General features: G+C 48.8%; 27 protein-coding genes, 3 tRNA genes and 1 pseudogene. 18 read left to right on the forward strand and 13 right to left on the reverse strand.

The window, feature by feature from the left end:
- Position 1: 1 nt before the first annotated feature.
- On the reverse strand, positions 2 to 754 hold the full coding sequence (gene cmoA / locus BLP64_RS04200; RefSeq protein ID WP_092592059.1) for a carboxy-S-adenosyl-L-methionine synthase CmoA: 753 nt from the start codon (positions 752 to 754) through the stop codon (positions 2 to 4).
- Positions 755 to 896: 142 nt separating this feature from the next.
- On the opposite strand from cmoA, the gene aspS reads away from it, so the two are divergent.
- From aspS to nadA, 14 genes are all read left to right on the forward strand, one after another.
- Positions 897 to 2,663 carry an aspartate--tRNA ligase gene (gene aspS / locus BLP64_RS04205; RefSeq protein WP_092592061.1) on the forward strand — a complete coding sequence of 589 codons (1,767 nt, stop codon included), beginning with the start codon at positions 897 to 899 and terminating at the stop codon, positions 2,661 to 2,663.
- A gap of 26 nt (positions 2,664 to 2,689) precedes the next feature.
- Positions 2,690 to 3,208 (forward strand): crossover junction endodeoxyribonuclease RuvC, encoded by a 519-nt coding sequence (gene ruvC, locus BLP64_RS04210; RefSeq protein WP_092592063.1) that lies wholly within the window; start codon positions 2,690 to 2,692, stop codon positions 3,206 to 3,208.
- Complete coding sequence (gene ruvA / locus BLP64_RS04215) at positions 3,205 to 3,825, forward strand: Holliday junction branch migration protein RuvA (protein WP_092592065.1); 621 nt, start codon at positions 3,205 to 3,207, stop codon at positions 3,823 to 3,825. The genes ruvC and ruvA overlap by 4 nt, the downstream gene beginning before the upstream one ends.
- Before the next feature lie 3 nt (positions 3,826 to 3,828).
- Positions 3,829 to 4,833 carry a Holliday junction branch migration DNA helicase RuvB gene (gene ruvB / locus BLP64_RS04220; RefSeq protein ID WP_092592067.1) on the forward strand — a complete coding sequence of 335 codons (1,005 nt, stop codon included), beginning with the start codon at positions 3,829 to 3,831 and terminating at the stop codon, positions 4,831 to 4,833.
- 312 nt (positions 4,834 to 5,145) lie between these two features.
- On the forward strand, positions 5,146 to 5,562 hold the full coding sequence (ybgC, locus tag BLP64_RS04225; protein WP_092592069.1) for a tol-pal system-associated acyl-CoA thioesterase: 417 nt from the start codon (positions 5,146 to 5,148) through the stop codon (positions 5,560 to 5,562).
- On the forward strand, positions 5,552 to 6,247 hold the full coding sequence (tolQ, locus tag BLP64_RS04230; protein ID WP_092592071.1) for a protein TolQ: 696 nt from the start codon (positions 5,552 to 5,554) through the stop codon (positions 6,245 to 6,247). Before ybgC ends, tolQ begins: the two co-directional genes overlap by 11 nt.
- Positions 6,244 to 6,675, forward strand: a complete 432-nt coding sequence (gene tolR / locus BLP64_RS04235) for a protein TolR (protein WP_092592073.1) — start codon at positions 6,244 to 6,246, stop codon at positions 6,673 to 6,675. The genes tolQ and tolR overlap by 4 nt, the downstream gene beginning before the upstream one ends.
- A 2-nt stretch (positions 6,676 to 6,677) precedes the next feature.
- Complete coding sequence (tolA, locus tag BLP64_RS04240; RefSeq protein ID WP_233340099.1) at positions 6,678 to 7,607, forward strand: cell envelope integrity protein TolA; 930 nt, start codon at positions 6,678 to 6,680, stop codon at positions 7,605 to 7,607.
- A 15-nt stretch (positions 7,608 to 7,622) separates the two neighbouring features.
- Positions 7,623 to 8,975, forward strand: coding sequence for a Tol-Pal system beta propeller repeat protein TolB (gene tolB, locus BLP64_RS04245; protein WP_092592142.1), 1,353 nt, complete (start codon positions 7,623 to 7,625; stop codon positions 8,973 to 8,975).
- 48 nt (positions 8,976 to 9,023) lie between these two features.
- On the forward strand, positions 9,024 to 9,563 hold the full coding sequence (pal, locus tag BLP64_RS04250; protein WP_092592075.1) for a peptidoglycan-associated lipoprotein Pal: 540 nt from the start codon (positions 9,024 to 9,026) through the stop codon (positions 9,561 to 9,563).
- Positions 9,564 to 9,581: 18 nt separating this feature from the next.
- Positions 9,582 to 10,322, forward strand: coding sequence for a tol-pal system protein YbgF (gene ybgF, locus BLP64_RS04255; RefSeq protein ID WP_092592077.1), 741 nt, complete (start codon positions 9,582 to 9,584; stop codon positions 10,320 to 10,322).
- Between the two features lie 139 nt (positions 10,323 to 10,461).
- Positions 10,462 to 10,537, forward strand: a tRNA-Lys gene (locus BLP64_RS04260).
- Between the two features lie 32 nt (positions 10,538 to 10,569).
- Positions 10,570 to 10,645: transfer RNA gene (locus BLP64_RS04265), tRNA-Lys, on the forward strand.
- A gap of 70 nt (positions 10,646 to 10,715) precedes the next feature.
- Positions 10,716 to 11,762 (forward strand): quinolinate synthase NadA, encoded by a 1,047-nt coding sequence (gene nadA, locus BLP64_RS04270; protein WP_092592079.1) that lies wholly within the window; start codon positions 10,716 to 10,718, stop codon positions 11,760 to 11,762.
- Positions 11,763 to 11,768: 6 nt separating this feature from the next.
- Here nadA and BLP64_RS04275 read toward each other — a convergent pair whose 3' ends face one another.
- From BLP64_RS04275 to ggt, 3 genes are read right to left on the reverse strand one after another with little or no spacing between them, the layout of a single operon-like run.
- The gene (locus tag BLP64_RS04275) at positions 11,769 to 12,581 is read right to left on the reverse strand and encodes an SDR family oxidoreductase (protein ID WP_092592081.1); all 813 of its coding nucleotides are present in this window, start codon (positions 12,579 to 12,581) and stop codon (positions 11,769 to 11,771) included.
- A 2-nt stretch (positions 12,582 to 12,583) separates the two neighbouring features.
- Positions 12,584 to 13,360 carry a ZIP family metal transporter gene (locus tag BLP64_RS04280; RefSeq protein WP_092592083.1) on the reverse strand — a complete coding sequence of 259 codons (777 nt, stop codon included), beginning with the start codon at positions 13,358 to 13,360 and terminating at the stop codon, positions 12,584 to 12,586.
- A gap of 19 nt (positions 13,361 to 13,379) precedes the next feature.
- Positions 13,380 to 15,092 (reverse strand): gamma-glutamyltransferase, encoded by a 1,713-nt coding sequence (gene ggt / locus BLP64_RS04285; protein WP_092592085.1) that lies wholly within the window; start codon positions 15,090 to 15,092, stop codon positions 13,380 to 13,382.
- A gap of 142 nt (positions 15,093 to 15,234) precedes the next feature.
- Between ggt and BLP64_RS04290 the strand changes: the two genes are divergently transcribed.
- Positions 15,235 to 15,322 (forward strand) — tRNA-Ser (locus tag BLP64_RS04290).
- Positions 15,323 to 15,618: 296 nt separating this feature from the next.
- On the opposite strand, the gene bfr (BLP64_RS04295) is transcribed toward BLP64_RS04290, so the two are convergent.
- The 3 genes from bfr (BLP64_RS04295) to BLP64_RS04305 are packed head-to-tail and all read right to left on the reverse strand — an operon-like array spanning position 15,619 to position 16,832.
- Complete coding sequence (gene bfr / locus BLP64_RS04295; protein ID WP_092592144.1) at positions 15,619 to 16,095, reverse strand: bacterioferritin; 477 nt, start codon at positions 16,093 to 16,095, stop codon at positions 15,619 to 15,621.
- Positions 16,096 to 16,097: 2 nt separating this feature from the next.
- Entirely contained in the window at positions 16,098 to 16,574 is a 477-nt protein-coding gene (gene bfr / locus BLP64_RS04300) for a bacterioferritin (protein WP_092592087.1), read from the reverse strand.
- A gap of 33 nt (positions 16,575 to 16,607) precedes the next feature.
- Complete coding sequence (locus BLP64_RS04305) at positions 16,608 to 16,832, reverse strand: bacterioferritin-associated ferredoxin (RefSeq protein ID WP_092592089.1); 225 nt, start codon at positions 16,830 to 16,832, stop codon at positions 16,608 to 16,610.
- Between the two features lie 168 nt (positions 16,833 to 17,000).
- Here BLP64_RS04305 and BLP64_RS04310 point away from each other — a divergent pair, with 168 nt between their 5' ends.
- Positions 17,001 to 18,179 carry an RNA-guided endonuclease InsQ/TnpB family protein gene (locus BLP64_RS04310; protein WP_092592091.1) on the forward strand — a complete coding sequence of 393 codons (1,179 nt, stop codon included), beginning with the start codon at positions 17,001 to 17,003 and terminating at the stop codon, positions 18,177 to 18,179.
- A 50-nt stretch (positions 18,180 to 18,229) separates the two neighbouring features.
- Here BLP64_RS04310 and BLP64_RS04315 read toward each other — a convergent pair whose 3' ends face one another.
- The 5 genes from BLP64_RS04315 to BLP64_RS04335 all read right to left on the reverse strand — a co-directional run bounded on the left by BLP64_RS04315 (position 18,230) and on the right by BLP64_RS04335 (position 23,507).
- Positions 18,230 to 18,682 (reverse strand): DUF3429 domain-containing protein, encoded by a 453-nt coding sequence (locus tag BLP64_RS04315; protein ID WP_092592093.1) that lies wholly within the window; start codon positions 18,680 to 18,682, stop codon positions 18,230 to 18,232.
- The gene (locus tag BLP64_RS04320; protein ID WP_092592095.1) at positions 18,679 to 19,641 is read right to left on the reverse strand and encodes a calcium/sodium antiporter; all 963 of its coding nucleotides are present in this window, start codon (positions 19,639 to 19,641) and stop codon (positions 18,679 to 18,681) included. Before BLP64_RS04320 ends, BLP64_RS04315 begins: the two co-directional genes overlap by 4 nt.
- Positions 19,642 to 19,703: 62 nt before the next feature.
- A complete protein-coding gene (locus tag BLP64_RS04325; RefSeq protein WP_092592097.1) occupies positions 19,704 to 20,828 on the reverse strand; it encodes an ABC transporter ATP-binding protein in 1,125 nt (374 codons plus the stop codon).
- Positions 20,809 to 22,479: an ABC transporter permease gene (locus BLP64_RS04330; protein WP_092592099.1), complete on the reverse strand. Its 1,671-nt coding sequence runs from the start codon at positions 22,477 to 22,479 to the stop codon at positions 20,809 to 20,811. Before BLP64_RS04330 ends, BLP64_RS04325 begins: the two co-directional genes overlap by 20 nt.
- Positions 22,479 to 23,507: a Fe(3+) ABC transporter substrate-binding protein gene (locus BLP64_RS04335; RefSeq protein ID WP_092592101.1), complete on the reverse strand. Its 1,029-nt coding sequence runs from the start codon at positions 23,505 to 23,507 to the stop codon at positions 22,479 to 22,481. Before BLP64_RS04335 ends, BLP64_RS04330 begins: the two co-directional genes overlap by 1 nt.
- A 386-nt stretch (positions 23,508 to 23,893) precedes the next feature.
- Between BLP64_RS04335 and BLP64_RS04340 the strand changes: the two genes are divergently transcribed.
- Both BLP64_RS04340 and BLP64_RS04345 read left to right on the forward strand, forming a co-directional pair.
- Positions 23,894 to 24,379, forward strand: coding sequence for a hypothetical protein (locus tag BLP64_RS04340; protein WP_092592103.1), 486 nt, complete (start codon positions 23,894 to 23,896; stop codon positions 24,377 to 24,379).
- A gap of 12 nt (positions 24,380 to 24,391) precedes the next feature.
- Positions 24,392 to 24,715 (forward strand): BolA family protein, encoded by a 324-nt coding sequence (locus BLP64_RS04345; protein ID WP_092592105.1) that lies wholly within the window; start codon positions 24,392 to 24,394, stop codon positions 24,713 to 24,715.
- Positions 24,716 to 24,763: 48 nt separating this feature from the next.
- On the opposite strand, the pseudogene BLP64_RS04350 reads toward BLP64_RS04345, so the two are convergent.
- Positions 24,764 to 24,844: pseudogene (locus BLP64_RS04350) on the reverse strand (IS200/IS605 family transposase); the annotation flags it as partial.

Below are 24,844 nucleotides of genomic sequence, written 5' to 3' on the forward strand. Positions count from 1 at the left end.
CTTAAGCGCCTTCTTGAGTCGCGCCTTTTACGGCGATCATGGCAGCAAAGTTATAGCATTGAAACCACACTTGGATGTGTTGGAAACCAATGTCTTGTAACCGTTGGCGGTGGGTTTCAAGCGAGTCGATACGCATAACATTCTCGATAGCCGCTCGTTTTTGCGAAATTTCTAATTCGCTGTAGCCATTGGCACGTTTAAAGTTATGGTGAATATCCACCAGTAGCTCATCCATCATTGGGTCCATGCTGTGAAACTTTTCACTTAATAAGAGCACCCCCCCTGGTCGTAATCCTGCGTAGACATTCGCTAATACTCCATAACGCTGCTCTGGTGGCACAAACTGGAGGGTGAAGTTCATGGTCACCACCGACGCATTTTCAATGGGGGTGTCTTGCACATTTTCACACCGTAAGGTGACCGGAACCGAACTGCGATACCCTTGGAGTAACAGTTGGCAGCGTTCGATCATGGCGGCTGAATTATCCACGCCGACAATGGCCACTTCGGCGATATCGGCGACTTGTTGACGCATTGCTAAGGTGGCAGCGCCGAGGGAGCAACCTAAGTCATAAAGGGTTGAGTGAGGCTGGGCATAGCGTTTGGTAAGCTGGCCAATGCCTTGTAAAATACTTTGATAGCCAGGCACCGAACGATTAATCATATCGGGAAATACTTCCACCACCGTTTGGTCAAAGGCAAAGTCACTGACGTGCGCTAATGGCTCTGCAAATATTGAGTCTTTCTGTGTCATGATGTTCACTTCATTACGGCCTGCATCTCGGGACCGCTATTCTAACGTAATCAGTTTTTTCCTGCGACAGTTACTGACTTTCAGCGCAACTCCGCTATAATGTGCAGCTTTGTAAAACCTAATTTGTGGTAGGGATCCTCCCATGCGTAGCCATTACTGTGGACAGCTGAATACTGACTTAGTCGAACAAACCGTAACCTTATGTGGTTGGGTAAATAAACGCCGCGATTTAGGCGGATTAATCTTTATCGATATGCGTGACCGCTCAGGTCTTGTGCAGGTGGTATTTGACCCTGATTTGCACGAGTTATTTGAGACAGCGAATAAGTTACGGCAAGAGTTCTGCATTCGTTTGGTAGGGACTGTTCGAGCACGTCCAGAACATCAGATTAACGCGACAATGGCGACGGGAGCCGTTGAAGTCATGGCCACTGAGCTTGAAATTATCAGCCGCTCAGAACCATTGCCCATCGACTTTAATCAGCAAGTGAGTGAAGAGCAGCGGTTACGCTATCGTTATCTTGATTTGCGCCGCCCACAGATGAGTCATCATCTTCAGTTTCGCGCTCAGGTCACCAGCACCGTGCGACGTTTCTTAGATGAGCAAGGCTTTTTAGATATCGAAACCCCCATGTTAACTCGAGCGACTCCAGAAGGAGCGCGTGACTATCTAGTCCCCAGCCGAACCCATAAAGGAAAGTTTTTTGCGTTGCCGCAATCGCCTCAGCTATTTAAACAATTACTGATGATGTCGGGCTTTGACCGCTATTATCAAATTGTGAAGTGCTTCCGCGATGAAGATTTGCGTGCGGATCGGCAGCCTGAATTTACCCAAATTGATATCGAAACCTCGTTTATGTCGGCCGACCAAGTGATGGCGGTGACAGAAACCATGGTGCGACAACTGTTCGCGCAATTGTTGCAGGTGGAATTAGGGGATTTCCCACGCATGACGTGGCATGAAGCCATGCGCCGATATGGCAGTGATAAGCCTGATTTACGGAACCCGTTAGAATTAGTCGACGTTGCTGATCTGTTGCAAGACGTCGAGTTTAAGGTGTTTTCTGGCCCAGCGAATGATCCCAATGGCCGCGTGGTTGCTCTGAAAGTACCGAGCAAAGCGGAAGCGATTTCACGTAAGAACATTGATGAATATACCCAATACGTTGGGGTTTATGGGGCGAAAGGCTTAGCTTGGATGAAAGTGAACGATCGCGCAGCGGGTCGTGACGGCATTCAATCCCCCGTCTTAAAATTCATTCCTGATGCGGCGCTGCACGGAATTTTAGAACGGACCGACGCACAGGACGGCGATATTATTTTCTTTGGCGCAGACAATGCGCTGGTGGTTGCTGAGGCTATGGGCGCCTTACGTTTGAAGTTAGGCCAAGATCACGGTCTAGTGAGCGATGCTTGGCGACCGTTGTGGGTGGTCGATTTCCCGATGTTCGAACACCACGAAGGACGCTGGCATGCTATCCACCATCCATTTACAGCACCAGTAAACGTGACTCCGGAGCAGTTGCAAGCAGACCCAGGCAATGCGTTATCCAATGCATATGATATGGTACTCAACGGCGTGGAAGTGGGCGGTGGCTCGGTACGGATTCATCGTCATGAGATGCAACAAGCAGTATTTAACATCCTTGGCATTGATGAAGAAGAAGCGACAGAAAAATTTGGCTTCTTACTCGAAGCGTTGAAGTACGGCACCCCTCCTCATGCAGGATTGGCGTTTGGGCTGGATCGGTTAGTGATGTTAATGGTTGGAGCGCAGTCGATCCGTGAGGTGATTGCCTTCCCGAAAACCACGACCGCCGCTTGTGTCATGACCGATGCTCCAGGTGTTGCGAATCCAGAAGCCTTGGCTGAATTGAATGTAGCTGTTACTGTGAAGGAACAGGACTAACATAATTAGCAAAACAGGAGCGAATCATGGCCATTATTCTGGGAATCGACCCAGGTTCGCGTATGACTGGCTATGGTGTGATTCGTCAAACCGGCAGGCAGATCACCTATTTAGGTAGCGGCTGTATTAATGTCGTGCGCAGCTTAAAAGGCGAGGAGGCAACCCTCGCCGATAAATTAAAAGTGATTCACGACGGCGTGATGGAACTGATTCAACAGTTCCAACCCACGGAATTTGCCATTGAACAGGTGTTTATGGCGCGTAACCCTGATTCTGCGTTAAAGTTAGGCCAAGCGCGGGGGGCCGCCATTGTGGCTGCGGCCGTTGCTGGTCTGCCCGTGGCAGAGTATGCCGCACGACTGGTCAAGCAGGCGGTCGTCGGCACGGGTGCCGCCGATAAGCAACAGGTTCAACACATGGTCATGGCCTTGTTGAAACTGACAAACAAACCTCAAGCAGACGCTGCGGACGCATTAGCTGTGGCGCTATGCCACGCCCACATGCGCCGCCAACCATTATTACCAACAACAAGGGGAACACTGTGATTGGTCAAATCAGCGGCATCCTCATTGCCAAGCAACCACCTGAAGTCGTCATTGATGTCAACGGGATTGGTTACGAGATTCAAATGCCGATGACGAGTTTGTATGAATTACCCGATGTCGGCGAGCCTGTCACTCTGATCACCCATTTTATCGTGCGTGAAGATGCTCAATTGCTGTATGGCTTTAATTCTTTTGCGGAACGCAGCTTATTTCGGCAGTTGATCAAAACCCAAGGAATTGGCCCGAAGTTGGCCATTACCATGATGTCAGGATTAACCGCGCATCAGTTTGTGCAAGCAGTGGTGCAAGAAGACTTCGCACGTTTAACCAAAATCCCAGGCGTGGGCCGTAAAACGGCAGAGCGGTTAGTGCTCGAATTGGCCGATAAATTTAAGCAGTGGGGTTCAGCAACCCCTGCCACAGATGCTGCCCCGATAGATACCAGCGGGCTGCAACCAACCCTCACCCCGCATCGCCCCCAAGATGATGCCTTGGATGCACTCATTGCACTCGGCTATAAGCCTGCACAAGCAGAGAAAGCCATCGCAGCGGCACTCAAAACCGAGCCTGACGCAACCAGTGAAGTCCTGATACGTTTTGCCCTAAAGAGCATGTAACCCATGATAGAGCCGGATCGCATTAATCAACCACATAAGCTGCCCGACGATGACGTGATTGATCGGGCCATTCGGCCTAAATCACTCCGTGATTACACCGGCCAAAAGCATGTGGTTGAACAAATGGAAATCTTCATTCAAGCCGCAAAACAGCGTCAAGAAGCATTGGATCACTTGTTGATTTTTGGCCCGCCTGGGTTAGGTAAAACGACGTTAGCACATATTGTAGCGAACGAGCTCAACGTAAATATCCGGCAAACATCGGGTCCAGTACTGGAAAAAGCAGGGGATCTTGCGGCATTGTTAACGAATTTAGAAGCCGATGATGTGCTGTTTATTGATGAAATTCATCGCCTTAGTCCGGTAGTCGAAGAAATTTTGTATCCGGCGATGGAAGATTATCAACTGGATATTATGATTGGTGAAGGGCCAGCGGCGCGCTCCATTAAGTTGGACTTACCACCCTTTACCTTGATTGGCGCGACCACTCGAGCAGGAGCTTTGACGGCTCCGCTACGTGACCGATTTGGGATTGTGCAACGACTTGAGTTTTATCAGGTGGAAGAATTGACCACCATTATTCAGCGGTCTGCCAAGTTTTTGAATTTAAACTTGGATGCGGCGGGTGCGTTAGAAATTGCTCGCCGCTCACGTGGAACACCGCGTATTGCCAACCGCTTATTACGGCGCGTACGCGACTTTGCCGAAGTGAAGAATCATGGCCACATCGATCAAGCGACAGCAGCAGCGGCGTTGACCATGGTGGATGTGGATGAAGCTGGTTTCGATTATATGGACCGTAAGCTGTTATTAGCCATTATTGAAAAGTTCTTTGGTGGGCCGGTGGGGTTGGAAAATTTAGCGGCCGCTATTGGTGAAGAAAAAGAAACCATTGAAGATGTGCTGGAACCTTATTTGATTCAGCAGGGCTTTTTACAGCGGACGCCACGAGGACGTATTGCGACGCCGCATGCCTATGCTCACTTTGGTTTAACGGTGCAGGAATAAAAAAAAAGCCCACTCAAAAGAGCGGGCAAAATACAGAACAACAAGGAAGTTAAATCCAGGGAACAATAACAGGAAGAAGTGACAACCGGTCTCTTCATATCTGGTATCTGGTGCCTATTATACTGAGGACTGACCAGTGTTCAAACGAGAAAAATTGCATTTCGCATTAGATAAACTAATAACCGTATATTTTTAGTGTTTAAAAAATGCGCAACAAATAAATGGTCAGACCATTATAGGCCATGTTTTGTAAGCACTTGAGAAATTATGGTCAATTATAATTGATAAAAAATATTAGGTGGTCTTTAGGTAATGTTAACATTTGAATGGCCGGTCCGAGTCTATTACGAAGATACCGATGCAGGTGGTATTGTTTATTATGCGAATTATCTCAAATTCCTTGAGCGTGCCCGTACCGAGTGGTTACGCTCATTAGGAATTGAACAAGATGCATGGCTTGCTCAAGGAGTTGGGTTTGTAGTGCGCCAGGTGCAGTTGGATTTGCTCCAACCGGCACGGTTTAATGATGAACTGATAGTGACCGTTGTGGTCGAACGGCTAGGCAAAGCATCGATGGTGTTTACCCAGCAAGTACGGCACCGTCATGGAGCTATTTTATGTCAAGCACAAGTGAAAGCGGCTTGTGTGCAATTTGGTCAATCGGGTGCGTCTGTGAAAGCAGTGCCGATGCCGCCAGCAATTTTTGAGGTGTTACAACGTGCAAACTGAATTGTCGATCACCGCATTGATTTTTGAAGCAAGTTTAGTGGTACAACTGGTTATGTTGCTGCTACTTGCGTTTTCTGTCGTGGGCTGGATGATGATTTTTCAGCGTTCAAAGGTGCTGAAAAATACCGCCGCACAAGCATTATCATTTGAAGATCGATTTTGGTCGGGAGTGGATCTTGCGCGCCTATTTCAGGAAGTCACTGCCCGCGCGCAGCATGCCTCAGGGATGGAAAAACTGTTTCATGCTGGGTTTAAAGAATTCGCACGGTTACGCAACAACTCAGCGTTATCTCAGCAACAAGTATTAGAAGCTTCCTATCGCGCCATGCGAGTGGTGCATTCGCGGGAAATGGATCGGTTGGAAAGTAACTTGTCGACGCTTGCCACCATTGGCTCGATTAGTCCCTATGTGGGCTTATTTGGCACCGTCTGGGGAATCATGAACGCATTTATTGGGTTAGGGGCGGTTCAGCAAGCGACCCTCGCCATGGTGGCGCCGGGGATTGCGGAAGCTTTGATTGCAACCGCCATGGGGTTATTCGCGGCAATTCCAGCGGTGATTGCATATAACCGATTTAGCCACAGTGTGGAGAAAATTGATAACCAGTACCTTAACTTTATGGATGAGTTATTGGCAATTTTACAACGCCAATGGGCGCAATCAAAAGCAGGTAACGCAGCATGATGACGGTGACACGCCGCCGCCGTAAGCCGGTGTCAGAAATCAACGTGGTCCCCTACATTGACGTGATGCTCGTGTTGCTGATTATTTTTATGGTAACCGCACCCCTGATCACCCAAGGTGTGGTGGTGGATTTACCAAAAGCTGCCGCTGAACCTTTGGATTCAGACAGCAAACCACCGATTGTCGCATCGGTGGATAAAGATGGGCAATATTATTTAAGTACTCATAGTGATCCGAATGCCTCCTTGGATGTGGTAGATTTGGCGGTAATGGTTCGTGCTGAACTACAAGTCAGCCCAGGGCGACCAGTGGTCGTCAAAGGGGATGGGGCAGTGCAGTACAACCAAGTGGTGCAATTGATGGTCTTACTGCAACGGGCAGGAGTGCCACAGGTAGGCTTAATGACTGATAATTCGGCGGGTGAATAACGGTGGCTAAAAAGGTTGGGTCCTGGCGCAAAGAGTGGACAGTCCCGTTACTGCTGTCCGTAGCGGTGCACCTTGGTATTGTGGTGCTACTGGCGTTCGGTATGAACTTTAAATGGCCGGTAGATAGTCTTCACATGCCTGCAACGGTCATTAGTACTGAGCAACCCGATGAAGAACAGGTGGAAATTGTGCAAGCGGTGACGGTTGATCAAGCGGCCGTTGAGCAACGCGTGCAAGAGATTCGAGAACGGGAGCGTCAACAACAGTTGCAAGAAGAACGCCGCCAAGCCGAGTTAGAGCGCCGCGCTGAGGAAGCGCGAAAAGCCCGAGAAAAAGAACAACAACAGTTACGTGAACTGCAAAAGCAGCAAGAGGAAGAGCGCCGCCGGTTAGAGCAAGAAAAAGTTGCGGCGCAGAAAGAACGTGAAGCAGCCGAAAAAGCGGCAGCGGAAGCGGCGGAGCGCCGTAAACGCGAAGAAGAAGCGGCTCGCAAAGCGGAAGAAGAACGCAAGCGGAAAGAAGCGGAAGCACGGAAAGCTGAAGAAGAACGCCAGCGCCGCGAACAAGAAGCGAAAGAACGCGCCGAACGCGAACGCCAGTTACAAGAACAATTGCAACGTGAAGCCGCACAACGGCAACGGGCACGGCAACAGCAAGTACAGAGTGAAGTGGAGCGTTATTCGGCGCTGATTCGCGAAACCGTTCGTCGTAATTGGATTGTCGATGACAGTATGCGAGGCAAAGAATGCCGGTTAAGTATTACCTTGTCGCGCAGTGGTTTTGTCACTTCCGTGAATGAAGGTCAAGGTGACCGTGCGGTGTGTGAGTCCGCACGTCGTGCAATTTTACGAATCGGTACCTTGCCCATGTCGCAAGACCCAGAAGTGTATGAACAAATGAAGAGTATTACGTTCCCATTTATCGCGGAGTAAACGAAGAAGGTTATGATGAACAAGTTATTTATACGGATTGTCGCAGCAATCAGTTTGCTGCTGGCCAGTGTATCAGCGCAAGCTTCGTTGGAAATTGTGATCACGGGGGGAATTGATTCTGCTCGTCCTATCGCAGTGGTGCCTTTTAAATGGCTGGGTGCGGGGCCAAAGCCCCAAGGGCTGACCGAGGTGGTCGCCGCGGATTTAATGCGCAGCGGTAAATTTAATCCAATCCCCGTTCACGGCATGCCGCAGCAGCCTTCGACCGCCGCTGAAATCGACTACGCACAATGGGCCAGTTTAGGGGTAGAGGCTGTATTAGTTGGCACCCTGAGTCCTCACTCCATTGACCGCTATACCGTCTCGTTTGAAATCGTGGATATCTTCCGCGGTCAAATTACCAGTGGCACGCAGATTTTGCGTAACGGCCAACTGGTAACCTCCGATGATCACATTTTGGATGCACGCTCCAGCGTGATTGCGGGCGATCAATTCCGGCAATATGCCCACCGTATTTCCGACATCTTCTACGAGACTCTGACTGGCCAGCCTGGGGCCTTTATGACTCGTATTGCCTACGTTACTGTGAACCATGATCGGGATCGTCCATACGAATTAGTGGTTGCCGATTATGATGGCTACAACGAACAGGTGCTACTCCGCAGCCCGGAACCGCTAATGTCACCTTCGTGGTCGCCGGATGGCAATAAAATTGCCTATGTGAGTTTTGAGAACCGTCGGCCAGAAATTTTCATCCAAGATATTTATACCCGTCAGCGAGAGCGGATGACGCAATTCCCCGGTATTAACAGCCGTCCCGTGTTCTCACCCGACGGCAAACAGCTCGCGATGGTGCTTTCGAAAGATGGTAATCCCGAGCTTTATGTGATGGATATTGCAACCAAACAATTGCGTCGGATAACCAACCACCATGCCATTGATACCGAGCCAAATTGGTCTCCGGATGGTAACTCGCTGATTTTTACGTCAGAAAGAGGTGGCAGACCGCAACTTTATAGCGTAAATTTAAGCTCAGGACAGGTACGTCGACTCACTTTTGAGGGCGAACAGAATTTAGGTGGGACGTTTTCACCTGATGGCAAGCAAGTGATTATGGTAAACCGTACCCAGGGGAACTATCACATTGCGCGCCAAGACTATCCAACGGGCAACCTGCAGATCTTAACGCAGACCGCGTTGGATGAATCGCCAAGCGTGGCACCCAATGGTAGTATGGTGATTTATAGCACCACTCATAATAACCAGCAGGTACTAGCGCTGGTATCCGTTGACGGACGCTTTAAGGCGCGCTTACCGGCGCGCCAAGGTGAAGTAAAGTCACCAGCGTGGTCACCGTTTTTACGCTAGTACAAAGGAACTTGTTTAACTTTTTTACCTGAAATAAGGAATGCGGACATGAACGCAAAAAATGTTTTAAGAAGCTTGTTCATTGTGGCTCCGATGCTGACGTTGGCAGCTTGTAGCTCGAATCAAGGTGCTGAAGAAATGGTTGATCAACAAACCAATCAACAGCAAATGAATCAACAAGGGCAATCAGGTGTTGATGTAGGTGCGGTTGAGCGAGCTAAAACTCCAGAAGAAATTCGGGCAGAAAAAGTCGCTGAATTGCGTCAAGAGAATACCATTTTCTTCGCTTTTGACGATTCACGCATTGCGCCAGAATATGCACAAGTATTAGCGGCACATGCTGATTTCTTGGTACAAAACCCAAACATCACGGTTACTGTGGAAGGTCACTGTGACGAGCGTGGTACTCCTGAGTACAACATTGCGTTAGGTGAGCGTCGTGCGAAAGCTGTGGCGCAGTACTTACAAAACCTGGGCGTGAGCGCTCGTCAAATCAGCACAGTATCCTATGGTGAAGAAAAACCATTGGTGAATGCATCGACTGCTGAAGCTTACGCTAAAAACCGTCGTGGTGTTCTTGTTTACTAATCACAACTGGTAGAGCCAATGCACAAACTAGTCCTCGTATTGGCCTTTCTGATGCCCGGTGTCCTGCTTGCGCAGGCGCCGGTTTCTAAGTTAGGCAGTGGTTCATTAGAAGAACGGTTGAATCAACTTGAGCGGGTGATGGATGCGCGTAATGCAGCACAAATGGCGCTGCTTGATCAAATGGCGCAGCTGCAAGATGAGGTTGCTGAATTACGTGGGCGTAGTGAAGAACATGCCTATCAAATTGAGCAAATTCTGCAACGCCAACGTGAAATCTATCAAGAGCTCGATCGGCGCTTGGCCCCGACGTCATCACCGACTGTTGCAGGCGGTTCCACGCCAGCGGTGACAACGGATACGTCGTTGCCAACGTATTCCTCGAATTTATCGGAAAATGAAGCGTATGAGCAGGCCATCCAATTGGTGCTGCGAGATAAGCGCTATGAAGCGGCGATTCCTGCGTTCGAACAGTTTATTGCCAATTATCCTAACTCTAGCTATGTTCCCAATGCCCATTATTGGCTCGGGCAATTGCTATTTGCTGAAAGTAAATATGACCAAGCCAAAGTACACTTTACGACCGTGGTAGAGAATTATCGCGACAGCAATAAGCGCGGCGATTGTATTTTGAAACTGGGAATTATTGCGCAACAACAGAATGACGCAACCACGGCGCGTCGTCTATTTGAACAGGTCGTTTCTGAGTACGCGGATTCCACGGAAGCAGGGTTAGCGAAGAAGCGCCTCGAAAGTTTGTAAACATCATGTTTAAATAAGGCTTGAGTGCTCGTTAATTAAGCAAACGAACTCAATTCTTTCAATTTTCAGTTGCAACGAGCGGCTTTTTAAGTAAACTATGCCGCCGTTGCCACTGATAAGTGCGCACGATGATGGAAATGGGTTGTTAGCTCAGTCGGTAGAGCAGTTGGCTTTTAACCAATTGGTCGCAGGTTCGAATCCTGCACAACCCACCACTTTCTTTCATCCCCTTCAGTAGTTTTTTTGTGGGTTGTTAGCTCAGTCGGTAGAGCAGTTGGCTTTTAACCAATTGGTCGCAGGTTCGAATCCTGCACAACCCACCACTTTATTTCCCTTCTGATAGCAATATGTTTTATAATCATCAAACCTTTATCTACGTTTTGAAGTGGTAGCATGAGCATTACTGAAGAAATTCAAACGCGGGTGATTAATCATTTTGATTATCCTTTCCCACCGAAACCAAAAGTTTTAAGTGACGTTGAGAAAGCTCAATACACAGCACGCATTAAGCAATTATTGCGCGAAAAAAATGCTGTGTTGGTTGCGCATTATTATACGGATCCTGAAATTCAAGCGTTAGCTGAGGAAACCGGCGGCTGTGTTGCTGACTCTCTAGAGATGGCTCGATTTGGGGCTCGGCATGATGCTGAAACCTTGATTGTTGCTGGGGTTAAATTCATGGGTGAAACCGCGAAGATTTTAACGCCAAACAAGCGTGTGTTGATGCCAACGCTAGAAGCCACCTGTTCATTAGACCTCGGCTGTCCTATTGAAGAGTTCTCGGCGTTTTGTGATGCCCACCCTGACCGCACCGTGGTGGTGTATGCCAATACCTCTGCTGCGGTCAAAGCGCGTGCAGATTGGGTGGTCACCTCCAGTATTGCGTTAGAAGTGGTGGACCATTTAGACGCCAACGGTGAAAAGATTCTGTGGGGTCCTGATATGCATTTAGGGGCTTACATCGAAAAACAAACCGGTGCCGATATGATCATGTGGCAGGGAGCTTGTATTGTCCACGATGAATTCAAAACCAAAGCGTTAGAAGATTTAAAACGCGTGTACCCGGACGCAGGGGTGCTGGTTCACCCAGAGTCTCCTCAGGCCATTGTGGATTTAGCCGATGCGGTTGGTTCAACGTCGCAATTGATTAAAGCCAGCCAAGAACTTCCTCATGAAATGTTCATTGTGGCAACGGATCGAGGCATTTTCTATAAAATGCAGCAGTTATCGCCGCACAAGCGTTTCATTGAAGCGCCAACCGCAGGAAATGGTGCAACGTGCCGTAGCTGTGCCCATTGCCCGTGGATGGCAATGAACGGCTTGGCCGCCATTGCTGCCGCTTTGGAAAATGGCGGTGCTGCGCATGAAATTCATGTGGATGAAGCATTGGCAAAGCGCGCGTTGATGCCGCTTGATCGCATGTTGAATTTCAAATTATAAGCGTACTTAAAATCGGGTCGGATAGATAAAGCGGTAGCCCGTGGCACGCATGGCATCATTGCGTAGCCGCTTGCTACCGCGTGGCCCTACTTCTGCTGATCGTGGTAGATGCGCTGTGGTGAGGCCTAACTGGGCTGCAATGCGTTGATAAACCTCTGCTTGTGGAAGCGGTTGATGATCGCTGACCACATAGACCTTTCCTTGATGCTCTTGATGCTCGAGCAGATACACAATAAAGCCCGCAATATCCGCGCTATGGATATGATTGGTCCAAGCCAGTGTCAGCGTGGCTCGACCAGATTGAATCAAGTTTGATAGCCGTTCACGTCCAGGGCCATAAATACCCGCACAGCGTAGAATGGTGACCTTCGCTGGACTTCCTAACAATACCTGTTCAGCTTGTAGAAGCATTTCACCACTGGCAGTGGTAGGTTTTGTAGGGCTGGATTCATCGACCCATTCACCGTGCCGATGCCCATACACCTGAGTGCTCGAAACATAAATGATTTGCGGCGGGTGAGGGTGCTGGTACAACAGATGCTGTAAATGCCGACAGGGCACCACATACCCTTGGTGATAGCCGTCCCGATCGATGCTGGCGGGCGTGAGAGTGATCACGATGGCATCGAAGTTCTGCGCTAATAATTCCCTTAAATCTGTTTCGCTATTTGCATCTGCACTCACCAGCTCTACGTTGGGTAGAGCTGGTTTGCGCTCAGGCTGGCGACAAGCGCCTACGACTTGCCATTGGCCGGCAGTGAGCAACTGGGCTGATTGATGGGCAATATCTCCGTAGCCAAGGAATAACACTTTTTTCATGCTTAGGCCGCCAACCACACGTCAAAGAATAGCATGAGGACTAAGCCGACCATCAACCCACCGGTGGCGCGGCGGTGGTGCCCCTGACGATGAGTTTCCGGGATGATTTCATGGCTAATCACAAACAGCATGGTCCCGGCAGCAAACACTAATGCCCAAGGCAGCAGTACGTTGGAAATATTGACAAAGATACCGCCTACCAAGCCGCCCAAGGGTTCGATCAGTCCGGTTAAACCTGCCACCCAAAATGCCTTCCAACGGCTATAACCCACGGCCACTAACCCGGCAGCAACCGCAAGCCCTTCGGGCATATTTTGCAGCCCAATTCCCATAGCAAGCGAGAACGCTTTGTCGCCTTGGTTACTGCCATAAGCAACTCCAACGGATAACCCTTCAGGAAAGTTGTGAATCGCAATGGCGATGACAAATAACCATACGCCGGTTACCTTAGAATTCCGTGCCCCCTCATGGCCTGTTACAAAATGGCGATGTGGCGATAACCGATCGGCCATGGCAATGGCTCCCGCTCCCAGTAAGATGCCAATCACAGCAATCGCTGCAGGCCAGGGCCCGGGTCCGTACATTTCGGTTGAAATATCAATGGATGGAATAATGAGGGAGAAAAACGACGCGGCCAGCATGACTCCCGCAGCAAACCCTAGCAGCGTGTCATTAAACCGCTCGGATGGCGCTCGATTAAATAAGATCGGCAGCGCACCCACAGCCGTTAAACACCCTGTGATAGTACTGGCAAACAACGCGACCAGAATCGAATCCATTACTTCATCTCCTTAAGGATTAATAACCGGCGGCATGGCCATCTTTGCGGCTTTCAGAAGCCCCATAATAGACGCCTTCTTCATGGTTCCGCCAGATTGCTTGGTAGCCTCCGTACGGCCCTACGGCTTCTTGTAAACGGTGTCCCATTTTGATCAGTTCGCGGCGGGTGTGGTCGGAGAAACCGTTCTCTAAGCTTAGTATACCGCCTTCAATCATGCGCTCTCCCGTTGGTTGGCTGGAGCCTTCATGAAGAATACGTGGAGCATCGCCTGCTTCTTGCAAGTTCATGCCAAAATCGATCATGTTAATGAGAATTTGTGCGTGCATTTGTGGCTGAGTGGCACCCCCCATCACGCCAAAACTCATCAGCGGTTTCCCATCTTTGGTAACAAATGCAGGAATAATGGTATGGAACGGACGTTTGTTCGGTGCGTACACGTTACGATGATTACGGTCGAGCGCAAATAATTCACCTCGGTTTTGGAGGACAAAGCCAAGCCCGGTGGGAGTAATCCCTGAGCCCATACCGCGATAGTTACTTTGAATCAGAGACACCATATTGCCTTGGGCATCGGCCGTGGTCAGATAGATGGTATCACCTTCCGTGGGGGGATTACCCGGCTCATAGACTTTTGCCGCACGCGTTAAATCAATGAGCTTGGCGCGTTCTTTCGCATAGTCTTTGTCAAGCAGTTGCTGGACAGGGACCTCATTAAAGTCAGGATCAGAGTAATACTTCGCGCGGTCTTCGAACGCAAGTTTCTTCGCTTCAACGAATAGATGCACGTACTCAGGGCTATCGAAGCCGAGCTCCGCAAGCGGGTAGTTTTCTAAAATATTGAGGATTTGCTGAGCCGCAATGCCTTGGGTATTCGGCGGCAATTCCCACAAGTCGTAGCCGCGGTAATTCGTGGAAACTGGTTCGATCCACGTGGAACTGTGGTTGGCGAGATCCTCATAACTTAAAAAGCCACCGTGCTCTTTCACAAAGCGGTCGATGGTTTTTGCGATATCGCCTCGATAAAAAGCATCGCGCCCCTGTTCTGCAATCAGCCGATAGCTATTTGCTAAGTCGGGGTTTTTAAATCGTTTTCCTTTTTGTGGGGGGCGTCCATCGGTCAAAAACACCTCTGCAAAACCAGGCTGATTCTTTAAGACTTCAGCATTGCGTTCGAAGTAGTAGGCTATCACTTCGGTGACCGGGAACCCTTCTTCAGCATAGGCAATGGCGGGGGCCAAAATCTGTTGCATTGGCAAACGGCCCAGCTTCTCGTGCATCTCAAACCAGCCGTCGACCGCCCCGGGCACCGATAACGGCAGCACACCCCGTGCTGGAATGGCGCTGTAGCCGTTGTCGATAAAGTAATCGAGGGTGAGAGATTGAGGGGAGCGCCCGGAAGCATTTAACCCCAACAGCTCGCCGTTTTCTGCATCCCAAATAATGGCAAACAAATCACCACCAATGCCATTGCCGGTAGGCTCAACCAAGCCTAATACGGCATTGGCGGCGATTGCAGCATCAATGGCGTTGCCTCCGGCTTGCATAATATCCAAGGCCACCTGGGTGGCTAATGGCTGGCTGGTAGCGGCCATGGCGTGAGGTGCCATGGCTTCGGAGCGAGTCGCAAAATGGTGGCCAGTGATGCGATCTGCAGCACTGCTAGAAGAGATACTCACGGCCGTTATGCCAATGGCAATAATAGTATGGGCTAGACGGGCGATTGGCTTCATGATCAGACTCCGATAAAACACGAGGATTGAAAAGTGTTGTCGTCAACTATATGGGCAGTTGAATCGATGAGCAACCTTTAATATGAGGGGCTAAAGCGATTGACTCTATTGGATATTTCTCTTACTATACGCGCCCTGTAATGGAGAGATGTCCGAGTGGTTGAAGGAGCACGCCTGGAAAGTGTGTATACGGCAACGTATCGAGGGTTCGAATCCCTCTCTCTCCGCCAATTCCCCTGGCTAGTCATTTGCAACGCATTATTTATTCCTTACATAGAAACATTTAACTTCTTCCTGAGCATCTTACGGATCGTCTGTAAGGCTCTATGTGCGATTTTGTTATGTAAGTTATAAGCTATAAGCTATAAGAGCGTGATGATGCCACTACTCAGCGGCATCATCACGCTCTTAAAATAGGAAGGGACAATGACCAGTGGGTCTAATCCGGCCTACTCAGCGTCGCTCCACCGAGGTGGAGCAGTTAGCAGAGGCGTATCCGTCATACGCAAGGCGTTAGCTCAAAGAGTTAACGGATTTGCGCTTGGAGATACAGTTCCAGTCCCAATTTTTCGATCAATTCAAGCTGCTGGCGGAGCCAGTAAGCGTGATCTTCTTCAGTATCTTTTAAGATGCTGATAAGCATATCGCGGGTGACAAAATCACCTTCTTGCTCACAAAACCGAATGGCCTGACGTAACGCCTTAGCATTGCCTTGCTCTACCGCTAAGTCATTTTTTAGCATGGTGGGCACATCGGTGGCGATAGTGTGCGGAATGCGCTGGGTTAAATTTGGTTGGCCGCCTAAAAATAGAATCCGGCGAATCAGTAAATCGGCATGTTCACGCTCATCATCGGCTTCATGACTAATACGCTCATAGAGTTTGTCTAAGCCTTGGTCTTCATAAATGCGTGAGTGGGCGAGGTACTGATCAATTGAGGTAAGTTCAATTGCCAGTAATTGATTGAGTTGGTCAACAATGGCTTGATTCTGTACTTTGTTCATGATCATGACTCGCTACTTAATTTGGATTGCAGATATTTTGGTAACCCTAAACGCTCAATGAGATCTAATTGAGTTTCTAACCAATCAAGATGCTCTTCTTGATGCTCAAGAATTTCTGTTAGCTCATCGCGGCTAACATAATCTTGGCCTTGTTCACAGACGGCAATCGCTTCTCGTATGGCCAGCACGTCGGCGAGCTGCACCTGATGGTCCAACTGCAACATTTCATGGGGTTCTTCACCAATGTAGAGTTTGCCCAACTCTTGTAAATTTGGCAGGCCACCCAGAAATAGAATGCGTTCGATGAGCTCATCGGCGTGTTTCATTTCTTCGATAGAAGCTTTGTAGATTTTGCTATTAAGCTCACTGAAGCCCCAATTTTTATACATGCGCGCATGTAGAAAATACTGGTTAATGGCGGTGAGTTTACGGGTGAGGATGCGATTCAGTTCTTGTAAAATCTTACGATCGCCTTGCATGGCTACCACTCCTAACTGTCTAAATAGAACAGCTTAAGCGTAGCATACTTCGACGGGCAATAAACCTTCGGATTCTAAGAGGGAGGTATTACGAGCAGCAATGGCATCGTTAAGAACATCTTTTGCACATTGCGTACAGCAGCCGCACTGGCCGCCAACACCAAATTCTTGTCGTAGTTCACGCATGCTACTCACGCCATGATCGACCGCTCGTCGAATGGTTTTATCCGTAACGCCTTTACATAAACATACGTACATAATCTGCTCCGTATACAAACTGAGCAAATGATAACGCAAACAAGAACGATTCGCAATAACTTTTAGCAAAATCCGCGTAAACCCTCGCCCAATCGGGCGGGGATATAAGCGGATAACTGCGAGCAGTTATGGATTGTTTTATACCCATCAACTGTTATTATATACAGTATGAATAAAGCCATTAAAGTGCGTATCTATCCAACATCTGAGCAGGCGGAATTTTTAAACCGCCAGTTCGGCGCTGTGCGCTTTGCGTACAACAAGGCTTTGCATATCATCAGCTCACAATACAAACGCCACGGACTTAAACTCAACGCCAAGAAAGACCTAAAGCCTCTGCTTTCTGTCGCAAAAAAGTCCCGTAAGTATCACTGGCTCAAAGATTTTGATTCGATTGCACTCCAGCAGGCATGTATCAATCTGGATAAAGCCTTTCAACATTTCTTTGATCCCAAACTGCCTTCTCGTTATCCCAAGTTCAAGCGCAAGCACGGCAGGCAGTCCAGCTATCATTGCATGAGCGTTGATTGTGGTGATGACTGGATTAAAGTGCCGAAGTTAAAGCAGCCCATTAAAGCGCGTATTCATCGCAAGGTTGAAGGAAAACTGAAAAGCATCACCCTGTCCCGTACCGTGACAGGTGAATACTATGCCTCACTACTGCATGAAGATGGGCAAGAAGCTCCTGCGCCCATTCAAAACCTGAATGCTGCTCAAGTGCTCGGATTGGATATGGGTTTAACACATCTTGCCATAGACTCAAACGGCACGAAAAAACCGAATCCACGCTTTTTGAAGAAAGCCAGTGCCAATCTGCGCCGAAAACAAAAAGCCTTATCACGCTGCCAAAAAGGTAGCAAAGGTCGTGCAAAAGCCCGACTTAAACTCGCTAAGGCGCATCAGCGTCTGGCGAATGCTCGTGCTGATTTTCAGCACAAGCTGTCTCGACAACTCATTGACGAAAACCAAGCGGTGATTGTCGAGACACTGAAAGTCAAAAACATGCTGAAGAACAAGAAAGTGTCCAAACACATCGCCGATGCGAGTTGGTCAGGCCTGATCCAGAAACTGGAGTACAAAGCAAAAGCACAAGGTAAGTATTTGGTCAAAATCGACCAGTGGTTTGCCAGCTCTAAAACCTGCTCTTGCTGTGGACACAAGCTGAAAGAATTGTCGCTGAACGTGCGTGATTGGCACTGTCCAGCCTGTTCAACACGGCATGATAGGGACATCAATGCAGCCTTAAATATCAAGGCGCAAGGCATTTTAAAATTAAAGACCGCAGGACTGTCGGTTTCTGCCAATGGAGGCAAGCGTCAATCTGGTCACGTACCAGTTGCTGCCTGAGAAGTTGGAAGCCCCGCCCGTGGCGCTTTAGCGCTTAGGGCGGGGAGCAGTCACGTTGAGTGGGTAATTATCATGACTACATGCAAAGCGACCGTAGTAAAAGTCTGCCGCGCACGCATCTCGAGATACCACGGATGTTCTGATAATTTACGACGTTCGTAGTTAAACCAAAACAAATGAAAAAGTGCCAATAAACTCAGCATCAAAATGACGGGGTAGGGAAGAGTGACGAGATGGCCAACCACTAAAATAGCGAAACCGGCAACAATAGGAAGTAAGCTCCAGGTGAGCCGGCGTTGTTCGTCCGAGGAGGTTGGTAAGCGCATACTAAGACCCCAGTGAATGCCGCCACAAAAGCTTAACAGGGCGGCACTGTAGAGCACGCTTAACTGAATGGCCAAGCCGCCACAGAGGTCGAGCAAGGCCATTAGAGTAAACACAACAAGGGGCGCTAACCCTAATAGACCTAGTTGTTGCGCCCGGTATTGTGAGGTTACGTTCATGCGCTGAACCCGCTATAAATGAGGTAAGTGGTATAGCCAATATAGCAGGCAAGGAATATACCGCCATGGACTCGGTTAATACGATTCGGCCGATTATTCGGACGGAACGCGAAAAGCATCAGTAATAGCGTTAAGCCCATCATCACGCTCCAGTCACGGGTTAGTAATTCAGGCTCGAGCGTGATTGGATGAATTGCGCCGGCAATCCCTACGACGACAAGTGTGTTGAAAATATTTGAGCCGATAATGTTGCCGATGGCGAGATCGTGTTCATTTTTTCGGATTGCTGCGATGGAGGAGGCAAACTCTGGCAGCGAGGTACCTATGGCGACAATGGTGAGACCAATAATGAGGTCACTCACACCGAGTGCGGTCGCCACTTCCACCGCACCCCAAACCAAAAATCGTGAACTAATGACCAAGAGAATGAGGCCTGCCACCATCCAGAACACAGCGATACCGCGTCCAAGTTCTGGAACCTTGACGTTAACTGAGAGTGAATCTGCGTCACTTTTCATGCCATTATAGGTTGTCCAACCTAAATAAAAGGCAAAGATTGCTAGCAGGGTCCATGCTTCTTGACTGGTGACTTGGCCATCAACAAGTGGCCATACGGATAATAAGGTGATGGCGATAAGAATAGGAGCTTCACGCTTTAATACAGTGCTGGTGACTAAAATAGGAGCAATGAGTGCCGTGGTTCCTAAAATCAACGCAATGTTAGTGATGTTAGAGCCGAAGGCATTTCCTAGGGCAATTCCCGGATTGTTATTTAAGGAAGCGAGTGCTGACACCATCATTTCAGGTGCCGAAGTGCCAAAACCAACCACAATGAGGCCGATAAGAAGTGGTGGCATGCCGAGGTGACCGGCAGTGGCCGCTGCGCCGTCAATGAATCGATCTGCACTCCACATCAGCAGAATCAATCCACCAATAATGGCGATAAAAGCTAATAACATAGTGTTCCTTTCAACCGTTCGAATAAGAGGGCACTATTCTACCGTGAATTATTATGCGCTCGCTAGGCTGTTTGTGCCTTTGGTAGCACAGAAGGAAGCGGTTGTACCGTCGGTGCTTGGTCATAAAAACCCGGAAGTTCGCATAAGTTGGCGGCAAAAATAACCAAATGATCGAGTTCAGGACGTAACCCAATATTTGCCCCAACTTGAAATTGCTCATGGGATGGACTCAAAGTGAGTAGTTTGATCCCTCCAGGAAGCTCAACGGTATAAAGATTATGAGCACCACGGAAGCCGCGTGCCTTGATGGTGGCGCGTAACCGCGATGTGGCATCGGGCACGATATCGTCGGGTCGGACGAGGAAACTGACTTGGGTGCCAGCTTCAATCGTTAATAAACTTGGATGGGACAATTGCCCCAAGGGGGAAGTTAATGATGCATCGTGATTCACTACACCTTGCAGTAACACTCCATGGCCAATAAAGTCAGCCACTAACTGATGCTTGGGTTGGTGATACAGTTGGTAGGGGGTATCCCACTGCAGCAGTTCGCCTTGGTACATGACCCCAGCTTTGTCAGCCATCGCAAAGGCTTCTTGTTGGTCATGGGTGACCAATAAGGCAGTAATATCTTCGTTTTTCAATAATTCACGTACTTCAACGGCCAAACGTTCCCGTAATTCTGCATCAAGACTCGAGAAAGGTTCATCAAGTAATAATAGGCGGGGACGCGGTGCTAGCGCTCGTGCTAAGGCGATTCGTTGCTGCTGGCCACCGGATAATTCATGCGGAAAACGGTGCTGATAACCGGGTAAACCAATTCGATTTAATAATTCTTCGACCCGAGCTTTACGTTCGCGAGAGGTTGCTTTGCGCATTCCAAAGCTAATGTTATCGGCAACATTTAGATGAGGGAACAGAGCAAAGTCTTGAAACACCATGCCAACTCCACGCAACTCAGGAGCAACATTCAAATGGGCACTTGCAACCAAGGAATCATCGATGTGGATAGCGCCTTGTTGCAATGTTTGAAAGCCAGCGATACTACGTAATAACGTGGTTTTACCACAGCCACTGGGCCCTAAAAGGCAGCCGATTTCACCTTGCTGTAGCTCTAAGGTAACGTTTCGGACAATGTGGGAATCGCCAAAACTCACGTTGATGTTATCAAGCTGTAACCGGGACAAACTCTTGCTCCTTTAATGCTGCTTGCTGCGATTTAAGCATGGCTCGAGACAATAAGATAACAGGGATTAACCCCACCAATACCATCATTAAAGCGGGGGGACCTGCATCTGCCAGACGCTCATCCGTTGCCATTTCATAGGCACGAACGGCTAAGGTATTAAAATCGAAGGGCCGTAATACAAGCGTGGCAGGTAATTCCTTCAGGACGTCCACTCCAACCAAAATTAAAGCAGTGAAGACACTAGGCCGCATCAGAGGTAAGTGAATTTTACGCAGGACTTGTAAAGGGGAATAACCTTGAATTTGTGCGGCTTCATCCATGCTGGGGCGAATTTCTCCCAGACCTGCTTGAATGGTTTGCAATGATACGCTTAAGAAGCGAACACAATAGGCGAATAACAGGGCGACCAGTGTGCCGGATAATAATAGACCGGGATTATAGTTAAACCAACGCTGACTGATATCGATGAGAACGTGGTCAATGCTGGTTAGAAAGACCATTAAGCCTACCGCGATCACTAGTCCTGGAATCGCGTAACCCATTCCGGCAAAGGCGACACTGGTGCGGACCGGGCGCGTTGGAATTTGACGCCGTCCATAAGCTAACCATAAGGCCATCATTACGATGATAATGGCAGCAATGACGGCTAAGCTAAAGCTATTAAAAGTCAGTCGCCAAAATTCACTATCCTGCCAAACCTCAGCACGTTCAATGGACCAATGGGTTAATTGCAACGCTGGTAAAATAAATCCAAATACGAGGGGCAACCAGCATAACACGCTGGCGCCGTATGCTCGCCAACCATGCAGCTCGAAGGGTTGTGCCGGGCGCGGGTTACGCTGATCATAGCGGGCTTGGCGACGCGAATGGCGCTCAATAAAAATCAATGCCATAACCGCAATCAATAACATACCCGCTAATTGCAATGCGCCGACTAAATCACCCAACCCGTACCAGGTTCTAAAAATACCCGTGGTAAAGGTGGTGACGCCAAAATGTTGAACCGTGCCGTAATCAGCTAAGGTTTCCATCAGGGCGAGGGTGGTGCCTGTCACGATAGCAGGACGTGCAAGCGGTAATGCTAAGCGATAAAAACATTGCCATGGGCTTAGACCTAAACTACGTCCAGCTTCGAGGGTCGTGGCCGATTGTTGAATAAAGGTCGCGCGGGCAATTAAATACACGTAGGGAAATAATACTAAACTGAGTACCACGATGGCGCCGCCAAGGCTACGCACTTCAGGGAACCAGTAGTCACCATAGCCCCAATCAAACCAATGACGGAGTGCTGTTTGGACCGGCCCAGCGTAATCGAACATGCCGGTATAGGTGTAAGCAACAATGTACGCTGGAACGGCTAACGGTAGCAATAACGCCCAACTGAGAAGACGTTGGCCGGGGAAACGACACGCGGTGGTCAGCCAAGCGGTGCTAACCCCCAACAAAATAACCCCCACTGATACGCCCAATAGCAAGATCAGTGAATGGCGAATATATTCAGGAACAACCGTATCCCATAGGTGGGAAAGGGTACTGAGATCATCTGCCCACAGTAACTGGAGCATGGACCAACAAATAATCAGCAACGGCACGCCAATCATGACGGCCGTTGTGATCAGTGTTAGTTGACGCCAGCGACTGTAGCGCATTACCGCCAGCCAGCGCGGTTCATAATTTTCACCGCAGTTGCGTTATTTTCACCTAAGTGACGCATGGGTAAATCGTCTGCTTTAAATTCACCCCAGCCGATGAGAGTTTCGCTCCACTTGGCTGACGTCACTGCAGGGTACTCACTGTTGGCAGCGGCGTACCAAGCTTGCGATTCAGGCGATAACAAGAACTCGATGAGCTGTTTCGCTTCATCTTTATTTTTAGCGTATTTTGTCAGACCAATCCCCGACACGTTCACGTGGGTGCCGAAGCTGTCTTGGTTTGGCCAAAAGATCTTTAACTTGGTGGTAACTTCGCGATCAGCGGCGTTATCACTGTTTTGCATCAGTCCAAAATAGTAGGTATTGGAGACGGCAAGATCACAAACACCCGCGGCGGCTGCTTTGAGCTGATCGCGGTCACCACCCACTGGTGGTTTTGCGAGGTTACTGACTAATCCTTTTGCCCAAGCTTCAGTTTTCTCTTCACCCCAATGTTCAATCAGCGCTGCGGTAAGTGATTGGTTGTAAATATTATCGGATGAACGAATACAGACGTTTTTCTTCCATTCCGGCTTAGCCAGATCTTCATAACCAGTTAATTGGGCTGGATCGACTCGCGCTGGATTGTAAAAGATCGGCCGTGCACGAAGGCTTAAACCAACCCATAACTGGTCCCCGCCCACTAAGTGTGACGGAACCGCTTCCAGCAGATGGGCTGCCGTAAGAGGTTGGAAGACGTCAGCCGCTGCGGCCCGGTGCAAATTCCCCGCATCGACGGTTAAGAATAAGTCGGCCGGTGTATTGGCGCCTTCATTCTGCAGCCGTGCCAACAATGCATCGCCGCCCCCAGTTAATAAGCGGACTTCAATGCCGGTCTCAGCGGTAAACTTATCGAGCAGTGGTTTGATTAACGCTTCTTTACGAGCGGAATATAAATTGACGGTGGCTGCTTCAGCAATGGTTGCGCTGAGGCTTGCGGCAACAACGGTCATGGTAAGTAGTTTGCGTAACGTGCTTGAACTCATGATGATTTACCTCGTTGGTTTGGCTGCAGTATATCTAAAAATTAAAATAAACGATATTGATTCGCATTTCTTTTCGTATTATAGTTTCGCTCAAATGAGAATCGTTATCAATAACAACTTTTCAGATTTTACATAATTTCAACAAACACGAATGAACGCTTCGCACTTTTCACCTAAAAACACGGCTAAATCAAATGGATAGGCGTTGTTATCAAAATGTAATTGAAATGATATTAATTGTTTGATATTGTGTTTTCTAGGGATTGAGGGATAGCGCTCAAGGATCGAATGCTATCATTGGAACAAGGAGGTTCCTTTAACTTTTTTATTTGCTTGTTTACCGATATACTGCATGGCTCTCTTAGTTATTGAGTTGGGGCTGTGTCATGCCGTTTTCATTATCAATTCACGTTGCCATCCCACGTTTTGCCTTGATACTCCTCGTTGGGCTCTTGTTAGGTGCGTGTCGCCCTTCATTAACAGACTCTACAGACCATTTACATACCATTACTACGCTCGACCAACAGCAACTTCCTGCGGGGCGCTGGGCCTTATCTGAAAGTGTCATTCAATTAGGTTTTTGCCGCGATCGGATCAACGCAGCACTACTCGCTGAGGAAGACGAATTGCGTCGGTGGCGGTTAATTGGAGACAATTCTGCGTTTCCGAAACATCGCCAAGAAGGGTTAGAGCAACTGGCTTATTTTTATCAGCAATATCAAGTTCGGTTGTATCAACTTCACGGGAACTTTGGGGCACAATGGTTTCGTGTCGCTTACCTTTCCCACGAGCCCGAACCTAATATTTTTGATATTTTCGCTAAACTAGGACGTGATGAGCACGTTTGTTTTAGTTCGCTAGAGCATCGCTAGGAGGAGGGTGTCATGACCGCATTACAGCAGCACTTACATCAGAAGCTGATGGCTCATTTCCAACCAGAGCACTTGCAAGTCATCAATGAAAGTCACTTGCATGGCACGCCCAGCAATGATTCCCATTACAAAGTTGTGATGGCCGCTGACGCGTTTGAAGGAATGCGTTTATTACAGCGCCATCGTGCGGTGAATCAATTATTCGTTGATGAGCTTGCAGGCCCTGTGCATGCATTAGCACTCCATTTATATACGCCGGCTGAGTGGCAAGAACTCGGAAATGTGCCGCAATCGCCACAATGTTTAGGTGGTAGCACCTTAGCAAAACCCGCGTAGACCCTCGTCCAATCGGGCGGGGATATAAGCGGGAAACGCGAAGCGTTTCTAGTCAGGTGTGGCCTGACTTTGTACATATTCTTTCAGCGTTTCAATCGTTGCACCACCTGCGCTACAGGCAAAATAGGA

This window comes from Pseudidiomarina indica (assembly GCF_900104245.1).
Taxonomy (GTDB): Bacteria; Pseudomonadota; Gammaproteobacteria; order Enterobacterales; family Alteromonadaceae; genus Pseudidiomarina; species Pseudidiomarina indica.

What these genes read in the sequence shown, in the direction of transcription:
- cmoA (WP_092592059.1), bottom strand. Translation starts at nt 754, where the DNA reads ATGACACAGAAAGACTCAATATTTGCAGAGCCATTAGCGCACGTCAGT.
- aspS (WP_092592061.1), top strand. Translation starts at nt 897, where the DNA reads ATGCGTAGCCATTACTGTGGACAGCTGAATACTGACTTAGTCGAACAA.
- ruvC (WP_092592063.1), top strand. Translation starts at nt 2,690, where the DNA reads ATGGCCATTATTCTGGGAATCGACCCAGGTTCGCGTATGACTGGCTAT.
- ruvB (WP_092592067.1), top strand. Translation starts at nt 3,829, where the DNA reads ATGATAGAGCCGGATCGCATTAATCAACCACATAAGCTGCCCGACGAT.
- ybgC (WP_092592069.1), top strand. Translation starts at nt 5,146, where the DNA reads ATGTTAACATTTGAATGGCCGGTCCGAGTCTATTACGAAGATACCGAT.
- tolR (WP_092592073.1), top strand. Translation starts at nt 6,244, where the DNA reads ATGATGACGGTGACACGCCGCCGCCGTAAGCCGGTGTCAGAAATCAAC.
- tolB (WP_092592142.1), top strand. Translation starts at nt 7,623, where the DNA reads ATGAACAAGTTATTTATACGGATTGTCGCAGCAATCAGTTTGCTGCTG.
- pal (WP_092592075.1), top strand. Translation starts at nt 9,024, where the DNA reads ATGAACGCAAAAAATGTTTTAAGAAGCTTGTTCATTGTGGCTCCGATG.
- ybgF (WP_092592077.1), top strand. Translation starts at nt 9,582, where the DNA reads ATGCACAAACTAGTCCTCGTATTGGCCTTTCTGATGCCCGGTGTCCTG.
- nadA (WP_092592079.1), top strand. Translation starts at nt 10,716, where the DNA reads ATGAGCATTACTGAAGAAATTCAAACGCGGGTGATTAATCATTTTGAT.
- BLP64_RS04275 (WP_092592081.1), bottom strand. Translation starts at nt 12,581, where the DNA reads ATGAAAAAAGTGTTATTCCTTGGCTACGGAGATATTGCCCATCAATCA.
- BLP64_RS04280 (WP_092592083.1), bottom strand. Translation starts at nt 13,360, where the DNA reads ATGGATTCGATTCTGGTCGCGTTGTTTGCCAGTACTATCACAGGGTGT.
- ggt (WP_092592085.1), bottom strand. Translation starts at nt 15,092, where the DNA reads ATGAAGCCAATCGCCCGTCTAGCCCATACTATTATTGCCATTGGCATA.
- bfr (WP_092592144.1), bottom strand. Translation starts at nt 16,095, where the DNA reads ATGAACAAAGTACAGAATCAAGCCATTGTTGACCAACTCAATCAATTA.
- bfr (WP_092592087.1), bottom strand. Translation starts at nt 16,574, where the DNA reads ATGCAAGGCGATCGTAAGATTTTACAAGAACTGAATCGCATCCTCACC.
- BLP64_RS04305 (WP_092592089.1), bottom strand. Translation starts at nt 16,832, where the DNA reads ATGTACGTATGTTTATGTAAAGGCGTTACGGATAAAACCATTCGACGA.
- BLP64_RS04310 (WP_092592091.1), top strand. Translation starts at nt 17,001, where the DNA reads ATGAATAAAGCCATTAAAGTGCGTATCTATCCAACATCTGAGCAGGCG.
- BLP64_RS04315 (WP_092592093.1), bottom strand. Translation starts at nt 18,682, where the DNA reads ATGAACGTAACCTCACAATACCGGGCGCAACAACTAGGTCTATTAGGG.
- BLP64_RS04320 (WP_092592095.1), bottom strand. Translation starts at nt 19,641, where the DNA reads ATGTTATTAGCTTTTATCGCCATTATTGGTGGATTGATTCTGCTGATG.
- BLP64_RS04330 (WP_092592099.1), bottom strand. Translation starts at nt 22,479, where the DNA reads ATGCGCTACAGTCGCTGGCGTCAACTAACACTGATCACAACGGCCGTC.
- BLP64_RS04335 (WP_092592101.1), bottom strand. Translation starts at nt 23,507, where the DNA reads ATGAGTTCAAGCACGTTACGCAAACTACTTACCATGACCGTTGTTGCC.
- BLP64_RS04340 (WP_092592103.1), top strand. Translation starts at nt 23,894, where the DNA reads ATGCCGTTTTCATTATCAATTCACGTTGCCATCCCACGTTTTGCCTTG.
- BLP64_RS04345 (WP_092592105.1), top strand. Translation starts at nt 24,392, where the DNA reads ATGACCGCATTACAGCAGCACTTACATCAGAAGCTGATGGCTCATTTC.